Annotated in this window: 18 protein-coding genes; 9 read left to right on the top strand and 9 right to left on the bottom strand. The window is 74.5% G+C overall.

Translation table 11 applies throughout. From position 1 onward, the window contains the following. Positions 1–29: 29 nt before the first annotated feature. The 6 genes from rdgB to EF879_RS15160 all read right to left on the bottom strand — a co-directional run bounded on the left by rdgB (position 30) and on the right by EF879_RS15160 (position 4435). Positions 30–668: an RdgB/HAM1 family non-canonical purine NTP pyrophosphatase gene (gene rdgB / locus EF879_RS15185; RefSeq protein ID WP_123559264.1), complete on the bottom strand. Its 639-nt coding sequence runs from the start codon at positions 666–668 to the stop codon at positions 30–32. Between the two features lie 19 nt (positions 669–687). After that, positions 688–1416, bottom strand: a complete 729-nt coding sequence (gene rph / locus EF879_RS15180) for a ribonuclease PH (RefSeq protein ID WP_123559048.1) — start codon at positions 1414–1416, stop codon at positions 688–690. 70 nt (positions 1417–1486) lie between these two features. After that, complete coding sequence (locus EF879_RS15175) at positions 1487–2233, bottom strand: MBL fold metallo-hydrolase (RefSeq protein WP_123559047.1); 747 nt, start codon at positions 2231–2233, stop codon at positions 1487–1489. Between the two features lie 307 nt (positions 2234–2540). Beyond that, on the bottom strand, positions 2541–3506 hold the full coding sequence (locus tag EF879_RS15170) for a PLP-dependent cysteine synthase family protein (RefSeq protein ID WP_123559045.1): 966 nt from the start codon (positions 3504–3506) through the stop codon (positions 2541–2543). A 10-nt stretch (positions 3507–3516) separates the two neighbouring features. Then, complete coding sequence (locus EF879_RS15165) at positions 3517–3861, bottom strand: MoaD family protein (RefSeq protein WP_123559043.1); 345 nt, start codon at positions 3859–3861, stop codon at positions 3517–3519. A gap of 85 nt (positions 3862–3946) precedes the next feature. Continuing rightward, complete coding sequence (locus EF879_RS15160) at positions 3947–4435, bottom strand: Mov34/MPN/PAD-1 family protein (protein ID WP_123559041.1); 489 nt, start codon at positions 4433–4435, stop codon at positions 3947–3949. A 224-nt stretch (positions 4436–4659) separates the two neighbouring features. On the opposite strand from EF879_RS15160, the gene EF879_RS15155 reads away from it, so the two are divergent. Continuing rightward, complete coding sequence (locus EF879_RS15155) at positions 4660–5526, top strand: aldo/keto reductase (protein ID WP_123559039.1); 867 nt, start codon at positions 4660–4662, stop codon at positions 5524–5526. Between the two features lie 66 nt (positions 5527–5592). On the opposite strand, the gene EF879_RS15150 is transcribed toward EF879_RS15155, so the two are convergent. From EF879_RS15150 to EF879_RS15140, 3 genes are all read right to left on the bottom strand, one after another. Further along, positions 5593–6123, bottom strand: a complete 531-nt coding sequence (locus EF879_RS15150) for a DUF2017 domain-containing protein (protein WP_199736450.1) — start codon at positions 6121–6123, stop codon at positions 5593–5595. After that, positions 6099–6389, bottom strand: coding sequence for an ATP-dependent Clp protease adapter ClpS (gene clpS, locus EF879_RS15145; RefSeq protein ID WP_123559034.1), 291 nt, complete (start codon positions 6387–6389; stop codon positions 6099–6101). Before clpS ends, EF879_RS15150 begins: the two co-directional genes overlap by 25 nt. Before the next feature lie 99 nt (positions 6390–6488). Continuing rightward, entirely contained in the window at positions 6489–7964 is a 1476-nt protein-coding gene (locus tag EF879_RS15140; protein WP_123559032.1) for a hypothetical protein, read from the bottom strand. A 196-nt stretch (positions 7965–8160) separates the two neighbouring features. Here EF879_RS15140 and EF879_RS15135 point away from each other — a divergent pair, with 196 nt between their 5' ends. The 8 genes from EF879_RS15135 (at position 8161) to EF879_RS15100 (ending at position 24511) form a co-directional block, all read left to right on the top strand. After that, positions 8161–9573, top strand: a complete 1413-nt coding sequence (locus EF879_RS15135; RefSeq protein ID WP_123559030.1) for a LuxR C-terminal-related transcriptional regulator — start codon at positions 8161–8163, stop codon at positions 9571–9573. A 204-nt stretch (positions 9574–9777) separates the two neighbouring features. Next, positions 9778–11058: a nicotinate phosphoribosyltransferase gene (locus tag EF879_RS15130; protein WP_123559028.1), complete on the top strand. Its 1281-nt coding sequence runs from the start codon at positions 9778–9780 to the stop codon at positions 11056–11058. 64 nt (positions 11059–11122) lie between these two features. Continuing rightward, the gene (locus tag EF879_RS15125) at positions 11123–11710 is read left to right on the top strand and encodes an isochorismatase family protein (RefSeq protein ID WP_123559026.1); all 588 of its coding nucleotides are present in this window, start codon (positions 11123–11125) and stop codon (positions 11708–11710) included. 61 nt (positions 11711–11771) lie between these two features. Further along, positions 11772–13016, top strand: coding sequence for an MFS transporter (locus EF879_RS15120; RefSeq protein WP_123559024.1), 1245 nt, complete (start codon positions 11772–11774; stop codon positions 13014–13016). A 389-nt stretch (positions 13017–13405) separates the two neighbouring features. Next, positions 13406–14269: a DUF4132 domain-containing protein gene (locus tag EF879_RS15115; RefSeq protein ID WP_123559022.1), complete on the top strand. Its 864-nt coding sequence runs from the start codon at positions 13406–13408 to the stop codon at positions 14267–14269. After that, positions 14266–19155: a hypothetical protein gene (locus tag EF879_RS15110; RefSeq protein ID WP_233604476.1), complete on the top strand. Its 4890-nt coding sequence runs from the start codon at positions 14266–14268 to the stop codon at positions 19153–19155. Before EF879_RS15115 ends, EF879_RS15110 begins: the two co-directional genes overlap by 4 nt. A 314-nt stretch (positions 19156–19469) precedes the next feature. Further along, positions 19470–20678, top strand: a complete 1209-nt coding sequence (locus EF879_RS15105; RefSeq protein WP_233604475.1) for an AAA family ATPase — start codon at positions 19470–19472, stop codon at positions 20676–20678. Continuing rightward, positions 20678–24511, top strand: a complete 3834-nt coding sequence (locus tag EF879_RS15100) for a DUF5682 family protein (RefSeq protein ID WP_123559018.1) — start codon at positions 20678–20680, stop codon at positions 24509–24511. The genes EF879_RS15105 and EF879_RS15100 overlap by 1 nt, the downstream gene beginning before the upstream one ends. Positions 24512–24523: the final 12 nt, after the last annotated feature.

The raw sequence follows: 24523 nt of genomic DNA, 5'->3' as shown, positions 1-24523 counted from the left end.
CGTCCCGAGCCGGCTCGCGAACGACGACCTCACCGGGTGGCCCAGCCACCGCCCTCGCCCACCGGAAGCGTCTTGGCGATCACCTTGACGAGGGCGCGCAGCGCCTTGCCCCGGTGGCTGATCGCGTCCTTCTCCTCCGGCGACAGCTCGGCGTTGGTCCGGTCCTGCCCGTCGGCGAGAAAGATCGGGTCGTACCCGAAGCCGCCCTCGCCCCGCGGCGCGCGCAGCAGCCGACCGGTCTGCCGGCCCTCGACCAGGTGCTCCTTGCCGCCCGGCAGTACCAGGGCCGCCGCGCAGACGAAGGCCGCGCCCCGGTGGGCGTCCGGTACGTCCGCGAGCTGCGCCAGCACCAGCTCCAGGTTGGCCCGGTCGTCGCCGTGCCGGCCCGCCCAGCGGGCGCTGAACACCCCGGGCATGCCGTTCAACGCGTCGACGACCAGCCCGGAATCGTCGGCGATCGTCGGCAGGCCGGTCCACTTCACGCCCTCGCGCGCCTTCAGCAGCGCGTTCTCCCCGAATGTCAGCCCCGTCTCCGGAACCTCCTGGTACTGCGCCACGTCGGCCAGCCCGACGAGCTGGACCCGCTGCGCCCCGAGGGCGGCGTCGAGGATCCGTTGCAACTCGGTCAGCTTCTTGGCGTTGCGGGTCGCCAGCAGCACCTTCGTCATCCGGCCAGTGCCCTCCACGTCATCCGGCCAGCGCCTTCCGCTGGGCCTCGGTCAGCTCGGCGCAGCCTAGTACGCCGAGGTCGAGCAGCGCGTCGAGCTGCTCCCGGGCGAAGACGCCGGCCTCGCCCGTCCCCTGCACCTCGACGAACTCCCCCGTGCCGGTGCAGACCACGTTCATGTCCACCTCGGCCGCCACGTCCTCGTCGTAGTTCAGGTCGAGCCGCGGCTCCCCGGCGACGATCCCGACGCTGATCGCCGCGACCGACCGGTGCATCACCGTCTCCGGCGTACCGGCCAGCGCCTTCCGGGCGGCGAGCCAGGAGACGGCGTCGTACAGCGCCACGTACGCCCCGGTGATCGCGGCGGTCCGGGTGCCGCCGTCGGCCTGGAGGACGTCGCAGTCGAGCACGATCGAATTCTCACCGAGCGCCTTCAGGTCGATGCAGGCCCGGAGGCTCCGCCCGATCAGGCGGGAGATCTCGTGGGTACGACCGCCGATCTTGCCTCGGACGCTCTCCCGCTCCGAGCGGGTGGTGGTCGATCGGGGCAGCATCGAGTACTCGGCGGTGACCCAGCCCAATCCGGAGCCCTTGCGCCAGCGGGGCACCCCCTCGGCGACGCTGGCGGTGCAGAGCACCCGGGTGTCGCCGAACTCGACGAGGACCGAACCCTCCGCGTGTCTGCTCCAGCCCCGGGTCAGGGTCACCGGTCGAAGTTGGTCGGGCCTCCGCCCGTCAGGTCGTGCCATCCCCGCAGCCTATGTCGTGCCGACATGGTCCCGACCGCGGGTCTCCCGCCCCCGGGGCGCGGTGGCCGGATCAGATGTCGTACCGGCAGCCGGGGCGGACCACCTCGACCGGACCGGCGAACGCGGAGAGGGCCGCGTCGTGGGTGATGGCCTCGCTGCCCCAGGCGGCGACCAGGTGGGTCAGCAACAACCGGCCCACCTCGGCCTTGGTCGCGATCTCCCCCGCCTCGCGGCCGGTGAGGTGCAGGTCGGGCGGGTTGTCCACGCCGTCGAGGTAGCTCGCCTCGCAGAGGAAGACGTCGGCGCGGTGCGCCAGCCGGAGCAACGCCTCGCAGGGTGCGGTGTCCGACGAGTAGCAGAGTGTCCGCCCGTCGTGCTCGATGCGGACGCCGTAGGTCTCGATCGGGTGGTTGACCCGGTCCACGGTGACGCGCATCGGCCCGATCGGGAAGGTGCCGGGCTGGAGGCCGTAGAACGTGTAGACGTCGTCGAGCATCCCCTCGTCGAGGCTGTACGCGCTGGCGAGCCGGTCCGGCGCGCCGCTCGGGGCGTAGACCGGGAGCGGCGGGTACGGACCGTCGGGGGCATAGCGGCGGACCACGATGTACGGCACCGCGTCGAGGATGTGGTCGCCGTGCAGGTGGGTCAGGAGGATCGCGTCGACGACGTTGAGCCCGACGTAGCGCTGTAGCGCGGAGAGCGACCCGGAGCCGAAGTCGAGCAGGAGTCGAAACCCCTCCGCCTCGACGAGATACGCCGAACAGGCCGCCTCAGGACCGGGGAAACTGCCAGCGCACCCGAGAATGGTCAGTCGCATCCGGTCGCCTTGTCGTCACATAAGGTCACGGACAGCGTCTCGGCCACGGCGCGGGCGATCATTGCCGAAACGTCTGCCACGGTGCGCAGCCTACGCCGCGACACCAGGCCACAAGAACGATCTGGTCAGCTTTGTCGCCAACGTGACACCGGGCCGAAGTCCACCCCGTCCGGTACCGACCGGGTCGCCATCATCAGCGCCCGACCGTTACGTTCCGTCACCTTCGTCGCGGTCCCGGCCGCCGCCGGCCGGCTCCGATCGGACCGGCCCGGCCGGAGCCGGGCCGGTCAGGGACGATCTACCCCGGTCAGGCCCAGAGCTGACCCTCCAACGCCTCCTCGGCGTCGGCCAGCGTCCCGCCGTAGGCCCCGGTCGAGAGGTACTTCCAGCCCCCGTCGGCGACGATGAACGCGACGTCGGCCCGGCGGCCGGCCTTGACCGCCTCGTGCGCGACCGCCAGCGCGGCGTGCAGGACCGCACCGGTGGAGAAGCCGGCGAAGATCCCCTCCACCTCGACGAGCTGCCGGGTACGCAGCACCGCGTCCCGGGTCCCGACCGAGAAGCGCCGGGTCAGCACGGTGCCGTCGTACAGCTCGGGGACGTAGCCCTCGTCGATGTTGCGCAGGCCGTAGACCAGTTCGCCGTACCGGGGCTCGGCGGCGACGATCTCGATGTCCTCGACCTTCTCCCGCAGGTAGCGACCGGTCCCCATCAGGGTGCCCGTGGTGCCGAGCCCAGCCACGAAGTGCGTGATGGTGGGCAGGTCGCGCAGCAGCTCCGGGCCGGTCGTCTCGTAGTGCGCCCGCACGTTGGCCTGGTTGCCGTACTGGTAGAGCATCACCCAGTCGGGATGCTCGGCGGCGATCTGCTTCGCGGTCGCCACCGCCTGGTTCGAGCCGCCAGCGGCCGGCGAGAAGATGATCTCCGCGCCGTACATCCGGAGCAGTTGCACCCGCTCGGCCGAGACGTTCTCCGGCATGACGCAGACCAGCCGGTAGCCGCGCAGCTTCGCCACCATGGCCAGCGAGATGCCGGTGTTGCCGCTGGTCGGCTCCAGGATGGTGTCGCCCTGGCGGAGCCGCCCGGTCCGCTCGGCCTCGCGGACCATGAACAGCGCCGCCCGGTCCTTGACGCTGCCGGTGGGGTTCCGGTCCTCCAGCTTCGCCCAGAGCCGCACCGGCGGTGCCCCCTCGGGCACCGCCGGCGACAGGCGGGGCAGCCCCACCAGCGGAGTACCGCCGCACGCGTCGAGCAGGCTCTCGTACCGCGTCATGGCGGTCCGCTCAGCGCGCCGGGGCAGAGCCGGCGGTGCCGTGGTGACCGAGGATCGCGGCGGCCGCGGCGAAGCCGAACGCGCCCCCGGCGACGGCCGGCAGGATGGTGACGGTGTCCCCGTCGGAGAGCTTCGCGTCCAGCGAGCCGAGGAACCGGACGTCCTCGTCGTTCACGTAGACGTTGACGAACCGGTGCAGCGCGCCCTCGTCGGTGACCAGCCGGGCGCGCAGTCCGGAATAGCGGGCGTCGAGGTCGGACAGGAGGTCGTTGAGCGACTCACCGGATCCCTCGACGACCTTCGCGCCGCCGGTGTAGCTGCGCAGGATGGTGGGGATACGAACTTCGATGGCCATGATGGCGTGCTCCTTGTGACGAACGGAGTCTGGTGACGACGGAGGTCGGGAAAGACGGACTACGGACGCGGCAGGCTCGGAGGAGTCAGCGGCCGGAACACTCGTAGTCGACCGTCGTCGGGCTCTGCCCGAACATGTACGACTGGACCGCGTTCGGGTCCACCGTGGCATCGACGACCCGGACCGGCTCCTCGGTCACCACCCCGTCCACGATCCGGAACGACCGGATCTCCTCGGTCTCCGGATCGCGCGTGGAGACGAGCAGGTAGTGAGCCCCCGGCTCACCCGCGAAGGAGATGTCGGTGCGCGAGGGGTACGCCTCGGTCGCGGTGTGGGAGTGGTAGATGACCACCGGCTCCTCGCCGCGATCGTCCATCTCCCGCCACACCCGCAGCTGCTCCATCGAGTCGAACTCGTAGAACGTCATCGACCGCGCGGCGTTGGTCATCGGAATGTGCCGGGTCGGGGTGTCGGAGCCCACCGGACCGGCGACCACGCCGCACGCCTCGTCCGGGTGGTCCCGGCGGGCGTGCGCGACGATCGCGTCGATGATCGACCGGTCGATGCTCAGCACGTGACCCAGCCTACCGTCTGTCGGTGCCCCCGTGACCGGCCCGTCTCGGCTCCCGGGAGTGGCCGACCTCACCCGACGCCTCCCGGCGAACCGTGCCCGGCTGTGGCAGAAAGGGGAACAGTGGCGTCCGGACCCCGACCGCCGGCCCCGTGTCGCGGCCGGGGTGCCGACGCCGGGGCGAGGGAGCCCGAGGCGGTCAGGCCCGAGGCGAAGGAGGCTACGCGATGAGACAACGCCGCATCGGTACCACGGAGGTGAGCGCGATCGGGCTCGGCGCGATGCCGATGTCGATCGAGGGACGGCCGGACGAGGAGCGATCGATCCGCACCATCCACGCGGCGCTCGACGCCGGGGTCACCCTGATCGACACCGCGGACGCCTACCACCTGTACGCGGACGAGGTGGGACACAACGAGTCGCTGATCGCCCGGGCCCTGGCCAGCTACGGCGGGGACACCTCGGCGGTGCTGGTCGCCACCAAGGGCGGGCACCTGCGTCCGGGCGACGGAAGCTGGACGATCAACGGCTCACCGGAGCACATCAAGGCCGCCTGCGAGGCGTCGCTGAAGCGGCTCGGGGTGGAGGCGATCGGGCTGTACCAGCACCACCGGCCCGACCCGACGGTGCCGTACGCCGACTCGATCGGCGCGATCCGGGACCTGGTCGACGCCGGCAAGGTACGGATGGCCGGGATCTCCAACGCCAACCCGGACCAGATCCGCGAGGCCCGGGAGATCCTCGGTGACCGGCTGGTCTCGGTGCAGAACCAGTTCTCCCCCGCGTTCCGCTCCTCCGAGCCGGAGCTGGCGCTCTGCGACGAACTGGGACTGGCCTTCCTGCCCTGGTCGCCGTTGGGCGGCATCGGCCGGGCCGGCGAGTTGGGCAGCCGCTTCGCCCCGTTCGCCGAGGTCGCCGCCGCCCGGGGCGTCAGCCCGCAGCAGGTCTGCCTGGCCTGGATGCTGGCCAAGTCTCCGGTGGTGATCCCCATCCCCGGGTCGAGCCGGCCGGAGACCATCCGCGACTCGGTGGCCGCCGTCGACCTGACCCTGACCGAGGCCGAGCTGGCCCGGCTGGACCAGACCGGCGCCTGACCGCGGGACACCGCGGCCGGCCGGCCCTTCCCACCGACCGTCGGGGAAGGGCCGGTCGGGCCGGGGTCAGTGCGCGTCCCCGATCAGCGCACGGAGCAGGGACTCCTGGAGATAGCCGAGGTAGGCGTAGACGGAGAGCTGGAAGACCCGGGGCGAGGTCGGGTCGTGCAGCACCGCGTCGTCGAGTTCGGCACCGAGGTCGGTGTCGGCGGAGATGTTCAGGCGTACGCCCATCGCCAGCCGGGCGTCGTTGATCGCCCGCAGCCACGCCTCGGCCGCCTCGCTGTCGAGCCGCACCTCCCCGCCGCTGGCCGGCGGGAGCGCCGCCAGCACGGCGCCCGCCTGGTCGATCTTGCTGGTCTTCAGGTCACCCTCGGTGTAGCGGCGGAACTCGGCCGAGTCCTCCGGGCTCTCCGGATAGGTGTCCGGGAAGAGCCGCGCGACCACGGGATCGGAGTGGTCGAAGCCGTCGGTGAGGAGCCCCACCACCTCAGACGCGACCTTGCGGAGCACCCGTACCTCGTCCGCCGCGAAGGTGGCGACGCAGTGCTCGCCCTGCCGCCGAAACGTACTCACGCCCGGTCCACCGTCGCCCAGAGGCCGTACGCGTGCAGCCGGGACGCGTCGTGCTCCATCCGCTCCCGGGCGCCGCTGGAGACCACCGCCTTGCCCTTGTGGTGCACATCGAGCATCAGCTTCTCGGCCTTCTCGTGGCTGTAACCGAAGAGCTTCTGGAACACCCAGGTCACGTATGACATCAGATTGACGGGGTCGTCCCAGACGATCGTCACCCATGCCCCGTCCGCGACCGGCACCTCGTCGGTGTCCGGTGTCTCAACCGGTGCAACCTGTGGAGCCGCCATGCCCCCATCGTGCCACCATCCGGGCGGAACCGGAGAATCGCCGGCCGGCCGGACGGGACGCGTGGGCGCGGCGGCGGGCGTACCGCCCCGGTCACCCGCTCAACCGCGGAGCCGACCGTGCTGGATCGCGTCGGCGAGCACGCTGCTCAGCGCGCGTCCGACCGCCGCCATGCGCCGTGACACCTCGCGGGAGAGCTCCAGCTCGATCTCCCGCAGGGCCCGCTGGAGCCAGGAGCGGGCCGATCCGGGATCGGCGTGCTCCGGCGACCGCCAGTGGGCGAAGCACCCGGCGTCCAGCGCGACCCCGAGCGGCGGCAGGATCGTGGTGGCGGTGGCCCAGGGATAGCTCGGGAGGGAGGCGACCGCCGCCGGCCCGTCGAGCGGGACGACCTCGCCGGTCCGGCGTAGCAGCAGCGCCCGGTGGAGCGGACCGGCGCCGGGGTGACCGGCGGCGGCGACCGCGGCGGCGACCCGCAGCCGTACGCCGTCGTCCGGCGCCTCGCCGAAGACCAGGCCGAGCGACTCGTCGAGGATCCGGTCCAGCTCGGCGTCGCAGGCGGCCGTCACGTCCAGCGACAGCGCCTCGGCCTCGCGGTCCAGGAAGCTCGGCAGCCCACGACTGCCGGCGCCCGAGACGATCTCCTGCACGCCGCGCAGGTGGATGGCCGCCGTCTCCAGGGCGATCTCCCGCCGGAGCTGGTGGGCGCAGTCGCGGACCTGACGGTCCAGCCGCTCCGCCCAGCCGCTGGTGGCCGCCGCCGGCGCCACCGGGACGGTACCGCCGAACCCCGGGACGACCGGCGGGGTGCGACTCGCCCGGCGCAGTCCTTCCGTACTGGCCCAGTCGATCAGGGCCCGCCGCAGGTAGGCGGTGTCGGCGGCGGCCGGGTCCAGGTCGAGCCAGGGCAGCCCGGCGAGCGCCGGTACCTGATCGACCAGCGCGCCCCGCCGGGCCTCGGCCGCAGGCGGCCAGGTGCCGTCCGCGCCGGGTACACCGACCAGGAAGACCGCGGCCTCGCCCGCCAACTCGGCCAGAAGCGTGACCTCGGCGGCGGTGACCGGACGGTCGGCGGGGAGGACGAAGACCCGTGCCCCGCCGCGCCGCACGGCGTCCCGGACCACCCGGACCCCGGCGACCCCGAGGGTGCCGGTGTCGGGCGTGTCGACGAGAAGGAAGTGGCGCAGCAGCGGCTCGGGTCCGCTCAGCTCGACCCGCCGGGGCGGCCGGAACGTCCCGGTCCGGTCGGGTGGTCGGGCCGCGACGCCGGCTCGGGCCGCCGCGCCCCCGGTACGTCCGGGCACGTGGACGGCAACGCCGGCGGTTGCGGCGGGCCGGAGCACCAGGAAGCTCTCCGGCGGCACCCGCAGGTACGCCGGGGCCACCCCGAGCAGACCGGCGAGCAGCGCCCGACGGTCGGTACCGGACGGGCCGGCGACGACCACCGCGAGCGGCTCGTCGGAGGCCGGGTGGGCGGCCGGGTACCCCCGCAGCGCCGCCCGACCGGCGGGTCGTGCACGCAACGCTCCCGGCACTCCGGCGAATCGCCCCAGGTCGACGGCGGGCAGCGGCTCCATCGGCGCCCTCACCTCCCGAACGCCCGTACCGACCGGGGCCGGACGGACGGCGCAACTTCCATCGGTTGCCGGAACGCTATGTGTCGATGTCCGCGGGTGGCGAGGAGCGGCGTTACTCATGCGCGGTCGAGCAACTACTCAACTTCCCTCGGCCACGACACAGGCATGAATGGCATTCGGTCTATATGCTGCCCCGATGGGGCGGTGGAAGTTCGTGGGCAGGACGGATGAGCTCAGCCGGCTGGTGAACGCCGCCACCAGCCCGGACGGCCGCGGGCTCTTTCTCAGCGGCACCGCCGGGGTCGGCAAGAGCCGACTGCTCGCCCAGAGTCTGGCGCAGCTCCCCGCGCTGGACTGCGCGGTCTGGTCTGCCTCGGCCAACATCGCCACTGCCGGCATTCCCTTCGGCGGGCTGGCGCAGGTGCTCCCGGCCGACCAGCCGGCCGGGCTGACCCCAGCCGGGATCATGCGCTGGGCCGTCGAGGCGCTGCACCAGCAGGCGGCGGGGCGGCGGATCGTCATCGGCATCGACGACGCCCACCTGCTCGACCCCTCCTCGGCCGCACTGGTCTACCTGCTCGCCCGTTCGGAGAACACCACCGTGCTCGGCACACTGCGCAGCGGCGAGCCGGTGCCGCTGCCGATCCGGGCGCTCTGGGCCGACGACCTGGTCGACCACGCCGAACTCGGCCCGATGACCCCGGCGGAGACCGGCGAACTGCTGACCGCGATGCTCGGCGGCCCGGTCGACGCGCCGTCGGCCGATCGGTTGCACCGGCTCTCGGCCGACAACGCGCTGCTGCTGCGGGAGCTGGTCATCGCCGCGCATGCCAGCAACGAGCTGAGCCAGGCGTACGGGGTGTGGCGCTGGACCGGGCGCGGTCACCTGCCGCCCAGCCTCGACGACCTGGTGGACGCCCGAATCGGCCAGCTCGACCAGGGGGTACGGGCGGTGGTCGAGCTGGTGGCGATGGGCGAGCCGATCGGGCTGACCCTGCTCAACCGGGCCACCGACACCACCGCGGTGGAGGTCGCCGAGGAGCGCGGGCTGATCCGGGTCGTCACCCACGACCGCCGCTCCGACGTCCGCCTGGCGCACCCGCGGCAGAGCGTCGCCCAGCGACTGAGCGAGCTGGGCGAGAGCGTCGACGGTCCACTGCCGGCGCTGATGGCCCGCCACGCCCGGGCCGAGTACGCCCACTCCGGCGACCAGTTGCTCGCCGTCGCGAACGACTTCGCCGAGCTGGAGCTCACCGTCTTCGCCGCCGAGGCGACGAGCCGGGCCATCTCCCGGCTGCGCGCGGCCCGGTCGTCCCGGTCACACGAGGCGAATCTCCGGCTCGCCGCGCTGCTTCGCCGCTGCGACGTGCTGCGGACCCCCGCGCTGACCATCCGGCAGCCGGCGCTGACCGACCGGGAACGGCAGATCGCCCGGCTGGCCGCCCGCGGCCTGGCCAGCCGCAACATCGCCGAACAGCTCTACATCTCGACCCGGACCGTGGAGAACCACCTGCAACGGGTCTACAACAAGCTCGGGGTCGCCGACCGCAGCGAGCTGTGGCCGGCACTGCGCGCCATGTCCGACCCGGAGGCCGAGCCCGAGGGGTGAGCACGACGCCCCCGCGTCGCCCGGCTCCGCGAAGCCGGACGTGACCGTCACCCGGGGCACCCCGGGTGCGCCCGGTCCGAGCCGAACGGTGGACGCCGCCCCGCCCCACCGGGGCGAGCGGGTCCGCGCCGACGGGTAACCGTCACCCGGGCCCCGGGAGTGCGGGCCGTCCAGCCCGGGAGCCAACGGGCTTAGGCTGATCTCGTGCACGAGTTCCGCCCCGCCTTGCTGACCGATCACTACGAGCTGACCATGGTCAGCGCCGCCCTCCGGGACGGCACCGCCGACCGGCGGTGCGTCTTCGAGGTCTTCACCCGCCGGCTGCCGGCCGGCCGGCGGTACGGCGTCGTCGCCGGCACCGCCCGCCTGGTCGAGCTGCTGCGCGACTTCCGGTTCGACGAGGCGGAGGTGGCGTACCTGCGCGAGACCGGTGTGATCGACGAGCCGACCGCGCGGTGGCTGCGCAACTACCGCTTCACCGGCGACATCGACGGGTACGCCGAGGGGGAGCTGTTCTTCCCCAACTCGCCGATCCTGACCGTCTCCGGCACCTTCGCCGAGTGCGTACTCCTGGAGACCCTGACCCTCTCGGTGCTCAACCACGACTCGGCGGTCGCCGCGGCGGCGGCCCGGATGGTGACCGCGGCCCGCGGCCGTACCCTGATCGAGATGGGCTCCCGGCGGGCCCAGGAGTCGGCCGCGGTGGCCGCGGCCCGCGCCGCCTACCTGGCCGGCTTCGCCTACACCTCCAACCTCGCCGCCGGCCGGCGGTACGGGATCCCGACCGCCGGCACCGCCGCGCACGCCTTCACCCTGCTGCACGACGACGAGCCGGCCGCCTTCGCCTCCCAGGTCGCCGCACTCGGCCCGGACACCACCCTGCTGGTCGACACGTACGACATCGCGCAGGGAATCCGGAACGCCATCGCGGTCGCCGGCCCCAAGCTGCGGGCGATCCGGATCGACTCCGGCGACCTGTCGGTGCTGGCGCAGCACTGCCGGGAGCTGCTCGACTCGCTCGGGGCGACCGAGACAAAGATCATCGTCTCGGGCGACCTGGACGAGTACGCCATCGCCGCGCTCGCCGCCGAGCCGGTCGACATGTACGGCGCCGGTACGGCGGTGGTGACCGGCTCCGGCGCCCCGACCGCCGGGCTCATCTACAAGCTGGTCGAGGTGGAGGGGCGCCCGGTGGTCAAGCGTTCCGAGCACAAGGCCACGGTCGGCGGGCGCAAGACCGCGGTACGCAGGCACAGGCCGAGCGGAACCGCCACCGAGGAGATCGTCGTCCCACAGGGCGTCCCCGAGCGCCGGCCGCACGACCGCCCGCTCCAGCGCCCGTACGTCCGCAACGGCGAGCCGGTCGACCTCCCGAGTTTGGCCGAGTCCCGCGAGCACCTGCGGCAGTGCCTGATCTCGATCCCGTGGGAGGGGCTCAAACTCTCCGCCGGCGACCCCACCATCCCGGTCATCGTACAAGCGTAAGGAAGGGCCCCTTCTTAGCGCTTTTGGTAGATGAAGGGCCCCTTCCTAACAGAAAAGAGGAGACGTGAGCCGGGCACTGATCATCGTTGACGTGCAGAACGACTTTTGCGAGGGCGGCTCGCTCGCCGTCCCCGGAGGCGCCGCGGTGGCGGCCGGGATCTCCCGACTGCTCGCCACGGAACCGGAGCGGTGGGACCACGTGGTGGCGACCAAGGACCACCACATCGACCCCGGTACGCACTTCAGTGACCAGCCGGACTTCATCGACTCCTGGCCCCGGCACTGTGTCGTCGGCACCGAAGGCGCGCAGTTCCACCCGAACCTGCCGACCGACCGGATCGAGGCGGTCTTTCACAAGGGCGAGTGGCGGGCCGCGTACTCGGGCTTCGAGGGGGCGGCGGAGGGGGGCGAGAAGCTCGCCGACTGGCTGCGCCGGCACGGGGTGACGAGTGTCGAGCTGGTCGGCATCGCCACCGACCACTGCGTCCGGGCCACCGCCCTGGACGCGGCCCGGGAGGGCTTCGCCACCACCGTGCTGCTCGACCTGACCGCCGGGGTGAGCCGCGACACCACCCAGGTCGCCCTCGACACGATGCGCGAGGCCGGGGTTACCCTGCGCGGTACGCCCGTCATCGGCGCTCCAGGGGCGTAATCCGGTTGCGAGTCCGCCCTTGTCGAGGGGCAGGATGACCAGCCGGAGGTAAGCCAGTCTGATGAACTTAGCCCCTTACCGAGCGGCCCTGGCGCTCCCGGGAGTCCGGTCCCTGGTGCTGGTCGCCCTGGTGGCCCGCATCCCGGCCACGATGACCACCATCACACTCACCCTGTACGTCGTCCTCGGCCTCGACCGGGGGTACGGCGCGGCCGGGCTGGCCGCCGCCGTGATGACGATCGGGTCCGCGCTCGGGGCCCCGCTGCTCGGCCGGCTCGTCGACCGGCGCGGGCTGCGGACGGTGCTCGTCCTCGCCACGGTCGGCACCGGCCTGTTCTGGGCGAGCGCGCCGGCGCTGCCGTACCCGGTGCTGCTCGGCACCGCCCTGCTGGGCGGGTTGGTCTCCCTACCGGTGTTCGGGGTGGTCCGGCAGTCGCTGGCGGCGCTCGTGCCGGAGCAGCATCGCCGGCCGGCGTACGCGCTCGACTCGATGGCGGTCGAGCTGTCGTACATGGCGGGGCCGGCGCTGGCGGTGCTGCTCGCCACCTCCGGATCGCCTCGGCTCGCGCTGCTCGCCGTCGGCGCCGGCCTGGTTCTCTCCGGGGTCGCCCTTTTCCTGCTCAACCCGCCGGTCCGGGCCGAGAACGAACCGACCCCCGCGGAGCGCCCGGTGGCGCGCCGGGAGTGGCTGACCCCCCACCTGTTCGGGCTGCTGGCGATCACCGCCGCCACCACGCTGGTGCTCGGCGGCACGGACGTCGCGGTGGTGGCGGTGCTCCGCGCGGCCGACCAGGTCGCCTGGACCGGCCTGGTGGTGGCCCTGTGGGGCGCCTACTCCCTGCTCGGCGGGTTCGCGTACGGCGCGGTGCGGCGGCCACCGCCGCCGGTCCTGCTGGTGCTGCTGCTCGGCCTCTGCACCATCCCGGTGGGGCTCGGCGGCGGCCAGTGGTGGTGGCTCGCCCTGGCCCTGGTGCCGGCCGGGCTGCTCTGCGCCCCGTCCCTCACCTCCACCGTCGACGCGGTCAGCCGGCTCGTCCCCAGCACGGTTCGGGGTGAGGCGATGGGTCTGCACAATTCCGCGCTGACCACGGGGCTCGCGCTCGGGTCCCCGCTGGCCGGCGCGGTCATCGACGCCACCGGGCCCGGCTGGGGTCTCGCCGCGACCGGACTGGCCGGCGCCCTGGTCGCGCTGGCGCTGCTCCCGGCCCTGCGGGGCCACCAGGAGGCCGTCGGCGACACCACGACGCCCGAGCCGGTCGAGGTCGCTCCGGCCGGTGGGGTGGACGGCGGCCGGACGGCGGGATAGCCGTCAGCCCTGCCCCGGCCCTTCCGCCCGACCCCGGGCCGGCTCCCCTGCCCCGACCCCGGGCCGCGGCGCTGCACCTCGGCTGACCGTCGGTCGTGTCCGGGCTCGCCGCCACCGGCTACCTCGGTGTCTCGTACCCTGCCCGGGGCGGGGGCGCGAAATCCTGTCGGTGCCGCCGGTTAGCGTTCCGCGTGTTCCCGGTCGCGCCGGAGATCCCGCGCGATCCCGCAGATTCCGCACGGCCCGGAATCATCCGGGACGGCGGACCCGCCGTGCCGGAGCGTTCGCCCCGCCAGCCTGAGCCCGGGGCCGGACCCGGCCGGCGGCGCGGCGCCAGGCGGGGACGGGCCGGCGCGGGGCGTTCCTCGGTAGCGGAGAAGGGTGAAGGCGTGGGCTGGCTGTCGGCCGGTGAGGCGTACGAGGTCTCTCTGATGGACGGCAAGGTGGTCGCCCGGTCGGTCGGCCGACGGGGGTCTGGCCGTCCACTCAAGACACTGCCGAAGACAGTACGGGACCATCCCGAGGTGGACCGGCTGCGTCAGCTCGTCGAGTGGCTCGACCGGCACGCCGCCGCCTGCCTGGCCCAGGTCACCGCCTGGATGGTCTCGTCCCTCCCGGTGTCCACCACGCTGCTCGCCCGGGTCTGGCCGGACCCGGCCTGGCGGGACCTGCTCCGCCACCTGGTCGTGGTCGGCGACGACCCGGCCGTGCCACTGTTCCTCGGCGAGGTGACCGACACCGGCGAGCTGCGGGTCTTCGACCTCGACGGGGAGACCCGCCGGCTCCCCGCCGGGACGGTGACCCTGCCGCACCCGGTCCTGCTGCCCGCCCGGGACGACCTCCGGGAGTTCGCCACCGAGCTGGGCATCACCCAGCGGGTCGAACAGCTCCACCGCTCCACCTGGGCGAAGCCAGCGCGGCTCAGCGAACACGCCACCGAGGTCACCGACTTCGACGGGGCGACGCTCGCCAACCACGCCGCCGTCGTCGCCCGGGCCACCGCGCTGGGCTGCCGCGTCTCCGGGTCGACGGTCACCTGCCGCGTGCACGAGGCTGGCCGGATCGTCGAGGCGGTTGCGTGGCTCAACGGCGACTACTGGTCACGCTGGACGATGGGCGCTCTCTCCTGGCGGCTGCGGGACGGCCGGCACCTACGGCTGGCGGAGGTGGGGCCGGTGGCCTGGTCGGAAGGGATGCGGATGGCGGCGGCACTGGCCGGTGGCCGGCCCGACGCGCCAGGGAAGGACGCGTGAGGACGATGACGAGCGAGGCCGAGGAGCTGCTGGCGGCCGGCGCGATCCTGCCGCTGGAGACCGACGGGGCGGCCGAGCACGCCGTACCGCTGACCGCCCGGACCTATCGGCACCCGGTGTTGGACGACCGGCCGGTGGTCCGGCTGGTCGCCGCCGAGCTGGGCGCCGCGGAGGACGCGACGGCGGGCTTCCTCGGGCTGACCCGGGTCGACGAACCGGTCCCGGTCGGGCTGGGCCAGCGCCAGGTGCTGGGCTTCCCCGAGTGGGTGCTGGTGCACCACCCCGAGGACGGCCGACACGCCCTGGCGGTCCTCCCGGAGCTGCGGCGGATCGCCGAGCAGGCCCGGTCCAAGGCCAGGCTCGCCGTCGAGGCGTACCACGCTCTCGCCGGGCGGCTGGCCCGCTCGGTGCCGCACTTCCTGCCGACCTTCTACGAGCAGGCCGGCCGGGTCTTCCTCGCCCTGGAGGAGCAGGCGTACGCGGGGCAGATGTTCACCCGGGCCCGCCGGGCCGAGGCCGAACACGGCCTGCCCGTCGATCCGGACCGCCTCGACGCGGTCTACCTGGAGTTCGCCCTGGCCGGGGCGCTCTCGGCGGCCACGCTCGCCGGATACGCCAAGGACCTGGCCGCCCGGCTCCCCGCCGCCGAGGCGCTGGACCGGTTCTGCCGGCTCGGCGTCCGCAGCGTCGCGGCCGGGCTGGTGCCGTCGGCGCAGACCGCGACCGCGGTACGCCGGCTGGTCCGGGCCGCGAAGAAGGCCGGCGACCCGGCCGGGGCGGAGGCACGCGAGCGCGCGTACCTGGCGGAGCTGATCCGCCTGCCGGCGACGACCAACGCCATGGCCTGGTGGCGGGCGCACCTGCCGGAGCTGGTCGGGTTGGCCGCGGCGGATCGCACGGTCCGGGGCGTCCTGCTGGACCTGATGCCCCGAGACGACCACGACGGCACGGTGCTGCCACAGTGGCTGGAGGTGCTGACCCGCACCGGCGCCGTCGAGGGGCTGGTCGACGGCACGCTCCCCGCCGCGGAGCGCCCGGCCGACGGGTCGGTGGGCTGGCTGCGGCGCCTTCTCGACTCCCGGCACCGGGGCCGCCGGCGACCGCCCCGGCTGCCCGAGCTGTACGCGCTCGTCAGCCGGATGGCCGACCAACTCCGGCGGGAACTCGCCGAGACGGGCGACACGATCGAGTTCGTCCCCGATCTCGATCTGGTCGACCTGCTGCTCTCGCTGGGCCTGCCCGTGGACGATCCGGGTGACCGGCCGCTCCACCTGGACGTCTGGGCCAGCGGCGACGGGCAGCGCGACCTGTCGGGGATCGCCGCCGACCCCCGGTACCGGGCGGCGCTGCGCCGGACGATCGCCGACCCGCGCGACGCCGGCGACTCGGTGATCCGGCTGCTGGCCCGGCTCGCCGGCGGGCGTACCGTGCTCGCCGAGCAGGTCCGCGCGTGGGCTCGGGAGTGCGACACGGCGGCGCTGCCGGGGCTGTACGACGCCACCGAACGCCTGGCCGCACTGCCTCGCGAGGCGCTGGCGCTGGCTCCGGACGAGGTCTCCGCCGCGAGCCGCACCGATCTGGCCGAGACGGTCGCCCGTACCCTCCGGGGCGGGATCGTCGCCGAGCTGGGCTGGCCGGCCTGGGAGGAGGCGCTCGCCGAGGTGGTCGGCGCCGACCCGTACAAGCGGCGGATCGTCGCGGACGCCTGGCCGTACCTGGTGGTCGCCGGGCCGACCCGGGCGCGGGTGATCGACGCGGACGGCATCGTGCTCCGCCACGACCTGCGGATCCCCCCGGGCGACTCCCCCTGGCGCCCACCCAGCTTCCACTACGTCGACGGGACGCTGCTGGTGTGCTGGTCCTCACTCGCCCACGACTACACCGTGGTGGGCTACTGGCACTCCTCGGCGGGCGAACCGCAGCCGATCGCGGGCCGCACCTCCCGGGACGGCGGCACCCCGACGCTGCCACTGGCCGGTGGCGGCCGTACCACGGGGGCCGGCGTGCTGCACGTCGGGGACACGGTGGTGCCCAAGGAGCGGCGGATCATCAGCGACGGGAGGTCGTACTGGGTGTACCGCCAGGGCGACCAGGGCCTCGGGTGGTACGAGTACGACCCGACCGGCGGGGATTACGGCCGGCGGGGGCTGCCCGCCTTCCTCGCCAAGGCGCTGGCCGGCGCTCCGGCCGGCAGCACCCTCGACGAGCCCGCCAGTTGGGTGTTGCCCGCCCCGACGGACCGGGTCACCCCGCTCGGCGTACCGGTCGGCGGGCTGCTCGGCTGGCGGGTGGTACGGCTGCCGGACGGGTCGGCGCGTGGCGAGGACCTGGCCGGTCGTACCGTCACCGTGGCCGACGGCCGGACCCCGGTCGGCGCGCTGACCCTGCCCGGCGACGACCGCCCCCGGGCGGTGCTCGACGACGGCAGCCTGGTCGGCCCGGACGGTCTCGTCACGGCGGTGCTCGGGCCGGACGGCCGGGAGTACGACCCCGTGGCGGTGCCGCTGCCACCCCGGCCGTACTGGACCCAGCTACGGGCCCGCGACCCGGAGGGTTCCGCCGCGCTCCGCCGAATCGACCGGGAGACCGTCGCCGCCCTGCTCAAGGCCGCGTTGGCGCAGCAGGCCACGCACCGGGCCAGGGCGGCCAACGGGGTCCAGACCGACGCCGACCGGACGGCGGAGCTGGCCGCCCTGGTCCGCGCCGCGATCCCGCAGCTCGGTCACGACGCGCTGGTGGCCGGGGTGGTCGGCGTGCTGCGCTTCGCCGTGGACCGGCAGGCCGTGCTGGACCGGCTGGCGGAACGGCTCCGTCGGGAGCCGGCCGCGACGCCGCCGGAGGAGCCGATCAGCGGGCCGACCGACGCGGGTTTGCTCAGCGCGCTGGACGGGCTCGGGGGCATGCGGCGCCTCTCGGCATCCGATCCTCAGGCGACGCTCCGTCAGCTACGGCTGCTCAGCCGGGCCGTCGCCGCGCCGGCACCGGACCCGCGTCCGCGCCTGCACCTCGACGGCCCGGAGCTGCCGTGGTCCGAGATGATCACGCCGGAGCGGCTCGCCCAGCCCGCGGCGATCGCCTACCGGGCGGTTGCCGCGCCCACACCGGAGCCGGCCCGCGCGGCGCTCCGCGTCCTGCTCGCGCGACTGGACGGGCTGGGCCTGGCCACGGCGGGTGAGCCGCCCCGCTGGCGGTGGTTCACCCTGCACCTCGACGACAGCCACCTGACGCTGCCGGACGGCACCCGCCGGTTCGGCCACCGGCGGGGCATCCTGCTGCTGGGCGGGGGCGCCTTCATCGCCGTCTACGACTGCCAGCCGGCGACGCCGTCCGGCTCCACCTTCTTCGCGCTCTACCACGACCCCACGGGCACCTTCGCCATACCAGCCCCGTACGTCGCGCGCTCCTCGGAGCCGCTCGGCGCCGAGCGGCCCGCCGGCTGGCTCGCGTCCTTCCTCGCCGAGTGGGACGCCCGCGGCCCGCTGCCGTGGCGTGCCGAGGCCGCCGAGCGCTTCTCGGACCTCACCGGGGTCACCCCGACGACGGCCAAGCTGGTGCTGGCCGGCATGCCCCACGTCGACACCGGGACCGCACTCCCCGCCGACACCCGCACGCTGCTCGGGGTGAAGTCGATTGAGGTCGCGTACGCCCACCGGCAGCTCGGTCGGGTCAAGGACGAGGTCCGCCGGGCCATCCTCGCGGCGCTGCTCCCCGCCGAACCGGCCCGGCTCTGGACCGATGGGCCGGACGTGGCCGCCGCAGCGAAGGTGTGGAACGCGGCGGTGGGCCGGCGTCCGGCCGTCCCCGAACAGCTCCTCGCGGACGCGGTCAAGGAGGTGCGGGTCGGCTGGGGACCCGACATGGCGCTGCCGGCACTGCTCGACCCGGACGGCACGCCGGAGCTGAGCACCGACCTCGTCTGGACCGTGCGGGGCGACCGGGTCGCCCCGGTGGACGGCAGCGGCCGCGGCTTCGACGCCGAGACCCTGGTCGGCGTGATCGCCACCGCCGCCTGGGTGGCCCACCACACCCCGGCGGGCGACCCGGTCCGGGCCGCGCTGCCCGCCGGCCTCGCCGCCCTGCGGGACCGGCTCGCCAACCCCGAGCTGCTGCTCGGCCTGGGCCGGTACGTCTCGCTCAGCGCCTTCCGCCGGATCGCCGGCGCCCCGACCGAGATTGGGGACGGCTGGGAACGGTACGGCGCCGTCGTGCTGGCCACCCATGACCACCAGCCGGATCCGGGCATCCGGGTGGCGCTGCTCGACGAGACCGGCAGCGACCCGTTCCTGCCGGCGCTACGCGACGAGTCCCAGCAGATGTACCCGGTCGAGGTGGCGCTGCGGCTGGCCCGCGATCCGGGCTTCGCCGCACTGCTGGCCGATCCGGGTGACCCCGTCGCCGGCGAGCGGGACCGCGACGGCACCTGGTGGCCGCAGGATCCGGGCCGCTCGGTGCCGGAGCTGGTCGCCGAGGTCGCCGCCGTGCACGGGCTCGGCGCGGACGCCGCCGCGCTGTACCTGATGCTGCTGGCCATGCCCGACCCGACGGACCGCAACGTGGCCCGCTGGACCGGGTGGAAGCCGGCCCGGCTCAAGGCCGCCCGCGCCGAACTCGCCAGCACGGAGCTGGTCGTGTCGGCCACCCGGAGCCGGGCCGGACGCTCGCTCTTCCTGCCCGGTGCCTGGCAGGAGCACCCGGCGCCGCGGCTCCCCTCGGAGCAGTGGAAGACCCCGCTGTTCACCATCCCGGGGCAGCCGGTGCCGCCGTTCAGCACGGACCTTCCGCTGGAGCCGGTGCCGGACCTCTACCGGCGGGCCTGGCAACGGATCCGCGACGGCGACGTTCCTCGGCTCGAGGAACTCCGGACGCCGACCCGGGGCCGCCGCTGACCCGTCCGCGCCCACCGCGCCGGTCCCGGACCGCCGCCGGAACCGGTATCAGCCGCACCCGCTCCTGGTGGGCGGCCCGACCTCCGGGCCGCGCCGCCCCCCGGTCGGCGACCCGACGTCGCGGCGCCACAGCGGCGCGGCGGGCAGGCAGACCCGACGCAGGCCCGACGCAGGCCTGACGCAGACCCGACCGACACCGCCGGGTCCGCGACCGACACCGCCGGGTCCGCCTCCCGCAGACCGGGGTTCGACAGACACCCCACACCCGTACCGGCTCGGCAGAGCCACGACAGAGAAGAGATCAGGGACCTCCGGTGAGCACGACACACGAGACCAGCACCGATTTGACCCCCGCCAACCCGGCGACGGGCGACTCCGCCTGGCAGATCCTTCCCGCCGAACGGCGGTACGCCACCGAGCTGGCCTTCCTTGCGGCGTACGACGACGGACCCCGGCCGCCGGGTTGGGCGCTGACCCCGCGGGCCGTGGTCACCTTCGTCCGGGGCAGCGACGGGGAGGAGCTCCGCCTGCCGGCGGGGCGGCGTACCGCCCCCGACGGCACCAAACTGCCGGCCAGCCTGGTCATCTCCGCAAAGTTCGTCGGCGAACGCGCCCTCGTCGAGCGCTGTGTGGTCACCCTGGCCGGCGAGCGGGGCCTGCTGCTGGTCGGCGAGCCCGGCACGGCGAAGTCGATGCTCTCGGAGCTGCTGGCCGCCGCGGTCTGCGGCACCAGCGCGCTGACCGTGCAGGGCACCGCCGGCACCACCGAGGACGCCTTCCGGTACGGCTGGAACTACGCCATGCTGCTCGCTCAGGGGCCGACCCGGCAGGCGCTGGTCGAGTCCCCGGTGCTGACCGCGATGCGTACCGGCCGGGTGGCCCGGGTCGAGGAGATCACCCGCTGCCTACCGGAGGTGCAGGACGCGCTGGTGTCGATCCTCTCCGACCGGCGGATCACCGTGCCCGAGCTCGCCGACACCCCCGGTGGGGTGATCCCGGCGGCGCCCGGCTTCACCGTGATCGCCACCGCCAACCTGCGCGACCGGGGCGTGTCGGAGATGTCGGCCGCGCTCAAGCGCCGGTTCAACTTCGAGACGATCCACCCGATCGCCGACGCCGCGACCGAGATGGCGCTGGTCCGCCGACAGGCTACCGCCGCGGTCGAGCGGGCCGGCGCGGCGTACACGGTGGACGACGCCGTGCTGGATGCCCTGGTCACGGTCTTCCGGGACCTGCGGAGCGGCCGCTGTGCCGAGGGCTGGGACGTGGAACGGCCGGGGACGGTGATGTCCACCGCCGAGGCGGTGCAGGTCGCGACGTCGCTCGGGCTGGCCACGGCGTACCTGTCCCCGGCGGACGCGCTCGACCTGCTCCCCGGGCACCTGCTCGGCGTGGTCCGCAAGGACGACGAGGCCGACCACGGCCGGCTGATCGGCTACTGGGACGGGCCGGTACGGCGCCGCGCCGAGGACGGGTCACCGCTGTGGCGGCGGCTCTGGGACCTGCGGGAGACGCTCCGGTGATGACCGCCGTGTCGACCGATCCGCGGGCGGTGCTCGACCGCCTCGCCGATTCGGTCGAGCCATACCTGATCGGGGTACGCCACCACAGTCCGGCGGTGGCCGCTGTCGTTCCGGCGCTGCTGGACGCCGCCGCGCCCAACCTGGTCTGCGTCGAGCTGCCGACCGACTTCCAGCGGTGGCTGCCGTACCTGGCCGATCCGGCCACCCGCGCGCCGGTGGCGCTGGCCGGGACGCACGACGACGGGCGGCTGGGCTTCTACCCGTTCGCCGACTTCTCCCCGGAACTGGCCGCGATCCGGTGGGCCCGGGACCACGGGGTCGAGGTGGTCTGCTGCGACCTGCCGCTGGCCGACCCGGGCTGGTCCGGGGCCGACCCGGTCCCGGCCGCGCCGGGGCCGGCCGACGACTCCACTCCGCCCGGCGAGCCGGCGACCGCCCGGGGCGGGACCGACGGCACCCCGGACACGCCGGTGCCCCGTCCGGGCTTCGCCGCCGTCCTCGCCGCTGGCGGAACCGGCCGGGACGGCGACGACCTGTGGGACCGGGCGGTGGAGGTACGCGCTCCGGGTTGTCCGCCCGAGGCGGTACGCCGCGCGGCCCTCGCGGTCGGCTGGGCGATGCGCCAGGATGCCGTGGCCGGGGCCGGCGTACCGGCCCGGGATCTGGCCCGCGAGGCGCACATGCGGCGGATCGTCGCGCGGGGAGTCGCGGCGGGTCGGCGGGTCGCCGCCGTGGTGGGCGCCTTCCACGCCGCCGCCCTCACCGACCTCTCCGATGCCCTCACCGAGCCCGCCGACGCCGCCGCCCCGGAGCCGGTCGACGCTCCGGGCGACCCGTCCGGTGTCGTGGAGCGCGCCGTCGACACCGCGGACGCCCGGCACGTCGTCGCGGCGAGCGGAGGGGTCGCGACCTCGCTGGTGCCATACACGTTCGACCTGCTCGACTCCCGCTCCGGCTACGCGGCGGGCATCCGCGACCCCCGCTGGCAGCAGGCCGTCTTCCTTGCCGGTGGCGACCCGGAGCGGATCCACGAGGCCGCCGCCCGGACCATCACCGAGCTGTGCCGGGCGCTGCGGGCGGCCGGACACACCGCCGGGACGGGCGAGGCCGGCGAGACCCTGCGGGTGGCCGAGGACCTGGCCCGGCTCCGCGCGCTGCCCGCGCCGGGCCGGGGTGAGCTGCTGGAGGCGGTGACCACGGTGCTCGGCCAGGGGGAGCCGCTCGGTCGCGGTCGCGCGCTGGCCCGGGCCCTGGAGAGTGTCATGGTCGGCGCCGACCGGGGCCGGGTCGCCCCGGGAACGCCCCGCTCCGGGCTGGGGCCAGCGGTGGAGGCCGAACTCGCCGCGCTGCGGCTGCCCAACCCGGACGATCCCGCTCCCCGGGAACTCCGCCTCGATCCGCTCCGCTCGGAACTCGACGGACGCCGGGAGATCCTGCTGCGCCGGCTCCTGATCTGCGGCATCGACTACGGCCAGCCGATCGAGGTCTCCGGCGTCGGTGACGGCACGGCGCTCAGCACCCGGTGGCAGGTTTCCTGGAAGCCGGCCGTCGCGGCCATGCTGGACCTGGCCGGCGTACGCGGGGTGACGGCCGCCCTCGCCGCCGCCGGCACCCTGCGGGACCGGTTCCGGCGGGAGGCCGCCGACGGGGGACCGACCTGTGCCCAGCTCCTCGCCGGCCTGACCGACGCGGCCCGGTGCGACCTGCCCGATCTGGTGGCCGAGCGGCTCGACCTGGCCGCCACGGTCCTGCCGGCGGCCGGCACCCTCGCCGAGTTGGTCGCCGCCCTCGACCTGCTGGAGACGATGCGCCGACAGCATCTGCCCGGCACCACGGCCGCCAGCCGGGAGCGGGCAGGCAGTCTCGCCGTCGTCCTGCTGGACGCCGCGCTCCGCGGGCTGCCCGGGCTCGCCGGCAGCGACGACGTGGCGGATGCCGCCGCACTGGTCGCGCTCGCCGTCCGCGCCGGCGAGCACCGCACCGGCCTGCTGCTCGACGAGGCCCTCGATCGACTCTGCCGTACCGGCTCCCCGCTCATCCAGGGCGCCGCGCTCGCCGCCCGGGTCCTGCTCGACCTGGACCCCCCCGACGTTCTCGGTGCCCGCGCCGCGGGCTGGGTCGACGCCGGCACCCACGCGGACGGGCGGCGCCGGCTGCACCGCCTGCTACGCGGGCTGCTCAGCGCCGCCGGCCCGTTGCTGCAGTCGACCCCGGCCGCGCTCGGCCCCCTGCTGGACCGGATCGAACACCTGACCGACCAGGACTTCCTCGACCGGCTGCCGGCGTTGCGGGGCGGTTTCGACATCCTCTCCCCCGCCGCCCGGGACCGACTGCTGCAGACGGTCACCGATCGGCTGGGGGACCGGCTCGACCTGGCTCTCTCGGCGCCACCGGATCTGCTGGCCCGCTGGGCGGCGGCCGACGCGGCGGGCGGGGCGGCGCTCTCCGCGCTGCGCCTTCCGATGCCGCTGCCGGGGATCCCGGCCGGTCAGCCCGGATCCACCGCGCCCGACCGCCGTTCCGGTACAGCCGACGCGGCCACCCTCCAATCCGGGCCGGGCGGCGCGGCGGCCCTCCGTTCCGGGACGGCCGACACGCCCGACCTCCGATCCGGGACGGGCGGCGTCACCCCGGAAGCGCGTACCGCCGTGGCGGCGCTCCCCGCCCCCACCGCCGCCGTCGGCCTCCGCCACGCCGTCTCCGCATCCGCCGGACGACGGTTCAGCCCGGCCGACCGGTGGCGGCTGCTGCTCGGCCGACAGCCCGAGCGACTTCCCGCCGAGGCGCGGCGGCACGCGCACGCACTGGACGAGCTGTACGGCACGGGACGCGGCGAGGGTGCCGCCGAGATCGGGCGGGGCGGCTCCGGCGGTGGCCAGGAGTCCTCCTTCCCGACCGCCCGGGAGTGGGCGGACGAGCTGACGGCACTCTTCGGTCCGGGTGTCCGGGAGGAGGTCCTGGCCCAGGCTGCCGAGACCGGACGCGCCGATGTGCTCGCCAAGCTCGACCCCGCCGCCGTACGCCCCTCGGTGGCGCTGCTGGCCTCGGTGCTCTCGCTTGCCGGCGGCCTGCCCGAAGCGCAGCTCGCCCGGTTGCGGCCCCTCGTCCGGCGCCTCGTCGACGAACTCACCCGGCAGCTCGCCACCCGGCTCCAGCCCGCCCTGACCGGGTTGAGCACGCCCCGGCCGACCCGCCGCCCCGGCGGTCGGCTCAACCTCGACCGCACCCTGCGGGCCAACCTGGCGCACACCCGACGGCTCGACGACGGCCGGTTGGTGGTGATCCCGGAACGACCGGTCTTCCACACCCTCGTCCGACGCGAGGCGGACTGGCGCCTGGTGCTCGTGGTCGACGTCTCCGGGTCGATGGAGGCGTCGGTGGTCTGGTCGGCGCTGACCGCCGCCGTACTCGGCGGGGTCCCGACGCTGTCGACCCACTTCCTCGCCTTCTCGACCGAGGTGATCGACCTGACCGAGCGGGTCAGCGATCCGCTCTCCCTGCTGCTCGAGGTACGGGTCGGAGGCGGGACACACATCGCCGCCGGGTTGGCCCACGCCCGCTCGCTGGTGACGGTGCCGAGTCGGACGCTCGTCGTGGTCGTCAGCGACTTCGAGGAAGGGTACCCGCTGGCCGGACTGCTCGGCGAGGTCCGGGCGTTGGCCACCTCCGGCGTACACCTGCTCGGCTGTGCCGCCCTGGACGACAAGGGCGTGCCGCGCTACTCGGTACCGATCGCCCAACAGCTCGTCGCGGCCGGCATGCCGGTCGCCGCACTCAGTCCGCTCGAACTCGCCCGCTGGGTGGGCGACCGGCTCCGCGGAGGATCACGATGACGAGGCAATCGG

It is taken from the genome of Micromonospora sp. HM5-17 (assembly GCF_003762835.1).
In the GTDB taxonomy this organism is placed as follows: domain Bacteria; phylum Actinomycetota; class Actinomycetes; order Mycobacteriales; family Micromonosporaceae; genus Plantactinospora.
This window is presented reverse-complemented; position numbering and strand designations above follow the sequence as displayed.